Below are 5,163 nucleotides of genomic sequence, written 5' to 3' on the forward strand. Positions count from 1 at the left end.
CAAGGCGTACATCAGCCCGGCCGCCTCGGTCAGGCCCTCGCGCACCGACAGCCGCCCCGGCAGCCGCGTCGCCGCCGTGGCGAACATGCGCTTGGCCATGTCGTCGATCGCCGCCTGGAAGAGCTTTTCCTTGGTCTCGAAGTGATAGTGCAGCAGCGTCTGCGAGACGCCGGCCCTCGTCGAGATCAGCTTCATCGAGGACTTCTCGTAGCCGTACGCGCAGAAGCACTGGATCGTCGTCTGCAGGATCCGCTGCCGGGCGTCACCGGCAGGCACCTCGGACTCCGAAACCGCCGCGGTCATCCGCCCACGATACTGTCTGATCGATCAGTCAGGCAAGGTACGCTGGGGAGTAATGCGCCCGAAAATCACCCTGACCTTTGACAACGGCCCGACACCCGGCGTCACGGACCGGGTTCTCGACGCCCTCGCCCAGCGGCAGGCGTCCGCCGTCTTCTTCGTCGTCGGCGAGAACGTCCGCTCGCCGGCGGGGCGCCGGCTGCTGGAGCGGGCGGTGCGCGAGGGGCACCGGATCGGCAATCACTCCCTCACCCACGGCCGGCCCCTCGGCGAGCTCTCTGCGGCGGAGACGCTTCACGAGATCCGCGGCACCCAAGAGCTTTTGGACGACTTCGGCGATGCCGATCGGCTCTTCAGGCCGTGGGGAACGGAGGGCGCACTCGAAAAGCGCTGCCTGAACCGGACGGCGCTCGAGCACCTCATCACCGAGAAGTACACCTGCGTCCTGTGGAACAGCGTCCCGCGCGACTGGGCCGACCCGCGCGGTTGGGTCGAGCGCGCGCTCGCCGATACCCGCAGCCACGAGCACACCGTGGTCGTCCTGCACGACCTGCCCACCGGCGCGATGGAGCAGCTACCCGGGTTCCTCGACGAACTCGACGGCTCCGGCGTGGAGGTCACCACCCAACTCCCCGACGATTGCGTGCCGATCCTCCGCGGCCGGATGCGGAATCCCCTCGATCACCTGACCGCGGCGATAGGCTGAAGCCTCATGAGCGACATGACGGCCCGGTTCGCCGAGATCGTCGGCCAGCACAACCTGCTGACCGGTGACGCCATCCCCGAGGACTACTGGCACGACGAGGTCTTGACGAAGCCGCCGCAACGCCCGGCGTATGTCGCCAAACCGGTTTCCGCGGAAGCGGTTTCGCAGCTGCTGAAGGCCGCTTCCGACGCTGGCGTGCCGGTCACGGCCCGCGGCTCGGGCACCGGCCTGTCGGGCGCGGCGATCCCGCGGGTCGATGGGCTGCTGATCTCCTTCGAACGGATGAACGCCGTCCTCGAGGTCGACACCATCAACCAGGTCGCCGTCGTCCAACCCGGGGTCACGCTCACCGAGCTGGACGCCGCGACCGCCGACACCGGCCTGCGCTACATGGTTCACCCCGGCGAGCTGTCGTCCAGCGTCGGCGGCAACGTCGGCACCAACGCCGGCGGCATGAACGCGGTCAAGTACGGCATTGCCCGCCAGAACGTGCTCGGGCTGCAGGCGGCGCTGCCGACTGGCGAGCTCATCCGCACCGGCGGCAAGATCGCCAAGATCTCCACCGGCTACGACCTGACCCAACTCATCGTCGGCTCCGAAGGCACCCTGGCCCTGGCCACCGAGGTGACCGTCAAGCTGCATCCACGGCTCGACCACAACGCCGCCGTGCTCGCCCCGTTCGCCGACTTCGACCAGGTCATGACGGCGGTCCCCAAGATCGTGGGCAGCGGCCTCGCGCCCTACATCCTGGAGTACATCGACAACGTGACGATGGCCGCGCTCGTACACACCCAGAACCTGGAGTTGGGCATCCCCGACAGCGTCCGCGACAGCTGTGACGCGTATCTGGTTGTGGCGCTTGAGAACCGCACCGCCGACCGGCTCGACGAGGACGTCGAGAAGGCCGGCGAGCTGCTGGCCGAGCTCGGCGCGGTAGACGCCTATGTGCTAGAAGGCGGTTCGGCACGCAAGCTGATCGAGGCGCGCGAGAAGGCGTTCTGGACGTTGAAGGCGGTCGGCGCCGACGACCTCATCGACACCGTGGTGCCACGCGGCGCGATGCCCAAGTTCCTGTCCGCCGCGCGCGGCCTGGCGGCGGCCGCCGGCGGGGCGGCGGCGGGCTGCGGGCACGCCGGCGACGGCAACGTGCACCTGGCCATCTTCTGCAAAGACCCCGACACGCGCAAGAAGCTGATGACCGACATCTTCGCGCTGGCAATGGAATTGGGCGGCGCCATCTCCGGGGAGCACGGCCTGGGCCGCGCCAAGACGCCCTATTTCCTCGAGCTGGAGGACCCGGTCAAGGTGGACCTGATGCGCCGCATCAAGCGGAGCTTCGACCCGGCGGGCATCCTCAATCCCGACGTGGTCTTCGCGGGCGCTTAACCGATAACCGGGAAGTGGCGTTGGGCGGCAAGGGCTTTGAGCGCTTTTTGCATCGTCCAGCGCACGTGCGCGTCGAGTCGCTTGATGTCGGGCGCCTCGCCGAAATGGCGAAGGTCGATCGGCCGCAGGACCTCGGTGACGATCTTGGTGGGCAGCGGCATGTTGACCGGTGCCAGGACGCTGAGGCCGAACGGAAAACCGAACGTGACCGGCATGATGTTCGTTCGGAAGAACCTGCGCTCGAACTTGGTGAGCCGAAGCAGGCGGGCCAGCCACTGTCCGCGCGTCAGGAACAGCTGGCTCTCCTGCCCGCCGATCGAGACGGCGGGCACGATCGGGACGTCCGCCTCCAGGGCGGTGGTGATGTAGCCGGTCCGGCCGTCGAAGTTGACGACGTTCTCCTGCAGGGTCGGCCGGTACACGTCGTAGTCGCCGCCCGGGAACACCAGCACGACCGCGCCCGAGGCCAGCGCCTTGGCGGCGTTCTCGCGCGTCGCGCGGATCACGCCGGTGCGGCGGAAGAACTCGGCGGCCGGTCCGGAAAAGATGGTGTCGAAGGCGAGCGCGTAGAGGGGGCGGTCGTAGCCGAAGGTGTCGTAATAGTCGACGGCGAACACCGACAGGTCGAACGTCAGCATGCCGCCGGAATGGTTACCCACCACCAGCGACGGTCCTTCGGGAAGGTTGTCCAAGCCGCGCACTTCGGAGCGGAAATACCGTTTGACGATCGGCCGGGTCAGCGCGACGACGTGTTCGGTCAGATCGCGGTCCCATTTGTCGACGTCCGTCGAGTCGGTGTGGGTGTCGTTCATGTCTTTGCCCTCGCTCGCCGTTGAGCGTGAGCTGATGGTACGCCCGCCGCTCCGCGGCGACGCCGGTTTCGCCGCGCGGACTTCCCCGGCGGTCACGCGGACTTCCCCGGCGGTCGCACTTCCCCGGGCGATCGCGCGGACTTCCCCGGCGATTTCGAGGGATTAGCCGAAGTGCCCGCCTCATAGCGACAACCGCCCATTCGGTCCGTCGGCCTGTCCGGCGGCGCCCCACGCCCGCCCGTTGTCGCTACGAGGCGGGCACTTTGGACGTCTCCGCTGCCAGGGACGGGTGTGGCGCGTGTGACGACGCGTTCCGCCTCACATCCCGAAGCGGGCGGCACGCACGGCCGCGACGGCATCCGGCGGTCCACTCAACTCCACCTGCGCCGCGGACTGCCGGCCGAAGAGATACAGCAGCAGCTCACCCGGTTGACCGCTGAGCAATGCCGGCACACCCGCTCGGACGGTCACCTGCTCGCCGGAACCGGCCCAGGCAACCTCAAGGCCGAAGCCCCCGAGCCGCCGACTCAGATACCGCCCCCCGCGCCGAACGTTGCGCCACAACGCGGCCTCCATGTCCGCCGTCAACTGACGCGGCGGCAGTCCGTTGGCCCGGCGGACATCCTCGTGATGGACGAAGAACTCGTTGAGGTTCGCCAGCGCGCGAACCCATCCGATGCGGAAGAACCCGGCCGGCGGACCGGACCGGATCCGCGCGACGAGCCAACCGAAATCCCGTCGCACCAACGCCTTCCGGCGCCGCTCGGCGAACCGCTGGAACGGGCCGGGCAACACGAGGCACGGCCCCGCGACGACATCGCGCTCCCGCAACACCAAATGGGCGGCGAGATCGTGAGCGGTCCAACCCTGGAGCAGCGTGGGCGCGGACGGGCCCAATTCGCCGAAAAGATCGCACAGCGCCCCACGTTCAAGACCCTCGAGCGAAACACCGCCCATGCAGGCGAATTGTACGGCTGGACCGACAAAACCCATTGCCTGACAACATCGATCAGTGAACCCGCGCACACAACCAACGGTTGTGCCCTCACAACGGCGCGACCTCTACTCCCCTATGCCTGACCCCGGCAGTATGAAGCCATGAGACGTGGGCGCAACGGAGCGCCCGCGCTCACCTCTGACTGACAACATCATCGCGTCGATGCCGCGGACAGCAGCCCTAAGCCGTCCGGCACCGCGAAGGAGACACCAATGACCGCAGCACGTCCCGCCAAGACCCGCAGCGAGGGCCAGTGGGCGCTGGGTGACCGCGAACCGCTCAACGACACCGAGAAGATCAAGAACGACGACGCACCGCTGAACGTGCGCGACCGCATCGTCAACGTCTACGCCAAGCAGGGCTTCGACAGCATCGACCACTCCGACCTGCGCGGGCGCTTCCGCTGGATGGGCCTGTACACCCAACGCGAGCAGGGTTACGACGGCAGCTGGACCGGCGACGACAACACCGACAAGATCGAAGCCAAGTACTTCATGATGCGGGTCCGCACCGACGGCAAGCCGTTGACGGCGCACTCGATGCGCGTCCTCGGCCAGATCTCGACCGAATTCGCCCGCGACACCGCCGACATCAGCGACCGGGAAAACCTGCAGCTGCACTGGATCCGCATCGAGGACGTCCCCGAGATCTGGCGTCGCCTGGACGAAGTGGGGCTGCAGACGACGGAAGCCTGCGGCGACTGCCCGCGCGGCATCCACGGTTCGCCGCTGGCCGGCGATTCGCTCGACGAGGTGCTCGACCCGACGCCCGCGATCGATGAGATCGTCCGGCGTTCCCTGAACAACCCCGAGTACGCGAACCTGCCGCGCAAGTACAAGACCGCGGTGTCCGGCCTGCAAGACGTCTCCCACGAGACCCACGACGTCGCGTTCGTCGGCGTCGACCACCCCGAGCACGGCCCCGGCCTGGATCTGTGGGTGGGTGGCGGCCTGTCGACCAAC

5 protein-coding genes and 1 pseudogene are annotated in these 5,163 nt (G+C 67.9%); 3 read left to right on the plus strand and 3 right to left on the minus strand.

The annotated features are described in order from the left end of the window. The coding region (locus A9X05_RS04415) for a TetR/AcrR family transcriptional regulator (RefSeq protein ID WP_156736455.1) at positions 1-303 on the minus strand (303 nt) is incomplete at its 3' end. Between the two features lie 52 nt (positions 304-355). Here A9X05_RS04415 and A9X05_RS04420 point away from each other — a divergent pair. Together A9X05_RS04420 and A9X05_RS04425 are read left to right on the plus strand one after the other, a co-directional pair. After that, positions 356-1,006, plus strand: a complete 651-nt coding sequence (locus A9X05_RS04420; protein WP_067779505.1) for a polysaccharide deacetylase family protein — start codon at positions 356-358, stop codon at positions 1,004-1,006. A gap of 6 nt (positions 1,007-1,012) precedes the next feature. Then, positions 1,013-2,392: an FAD-binding oxidoreductase gene (locus A9X05_RS04425; protein WP_067779507.1), complete on the plus strand. Its 1,380-nt coding sequence runs from the start codon at positions 1,013-1,015 to the stop codon at positions 2,390-2,392. On the opposite strand, the gene A9X05_RS04430 is transcribed toward A9X05_RS04425, so the two are convergent. Then, positions 2,389-3,204, minus strand: coding sequence for a lysophospholipid acyltransferase family protein (locus tag A9X05_RS04430; RefSeq protein ID WP_067756166.1), 816 nt, complete (start codon positions 3,202-3,204; stop codon positions 2,389-2,391). The two genes, A9X05_RS04425 and A9X05_RS04430, sit on opposite strands and share 4 nt — an antisense overlap. 318 nt (positions 3,205-3,522) lie before the next feature. Continuing rightward, the gene (locus tag A9X05_RS04435) at positions 3,523-4,161 is read right to left on the minus strand and encodes a TIGR03085 family metal-binding protein (RefSeq protein WP_067779509.1); all 639 of its coding nucleotides are present in this window, start codon (positions 4,159-4,161) and stop codon (positions 3,523-3,525) included. 252 nt (positions 4,162-4,413) lie between these two features. Between A9X05_RS04435 and A9X05_RS04440 the strand changes: the two are divergent. Next, a pseudogene (locus A9X05_RS04440) lies at positions 4,414-5,163 on the plus strand (nitrite/sulfite reductase); the annotation flags it as partial.

The organism is Mycobacterium sp. E3298, from assembly GCF_001666895.1.
In the GTDB taxonomy this organism is placed as follows: domain Bacteria; phylum Actinomycetota; class Actinomycetes; order Mycobacteriales; family Mycobacteriaceae; genus Mycobacterium.

What these genes read in the sequence shown, in the direction of transcription:
- A9X05_RS04425 (WP_067779507.1), top strand. Translation starts at nt 1,013, where the DNA reads ATGAGCGACATGACGGCCCGGTTCGCCGAGATCGTCGGCCAGCACAAC.
- A9X05_RS04420 (WP_067779505.1), top strand. Translation starts at nt 356, where the DNA reads ATGCGCCCGAAAATCACCCTGACCTTTGACAACGGCCCGACACCCGGC.
- A9X05_RS04430 (WP_067756166.1), bottom strand. Translation starts at nt 3,204, where the DNA reads ATGAACGACACCCACACCGACTCGACGGACGTCGACAAATGGGACCGC.
- A9X05_RS04435 (WP_067779509.1), bottom strand. Translation starts at nt 4,161, where the DNA reads ATGGGCGGTGTTTCGCTCGAGGGTCTTGAACGTGGGGCGCTGTGCGAT.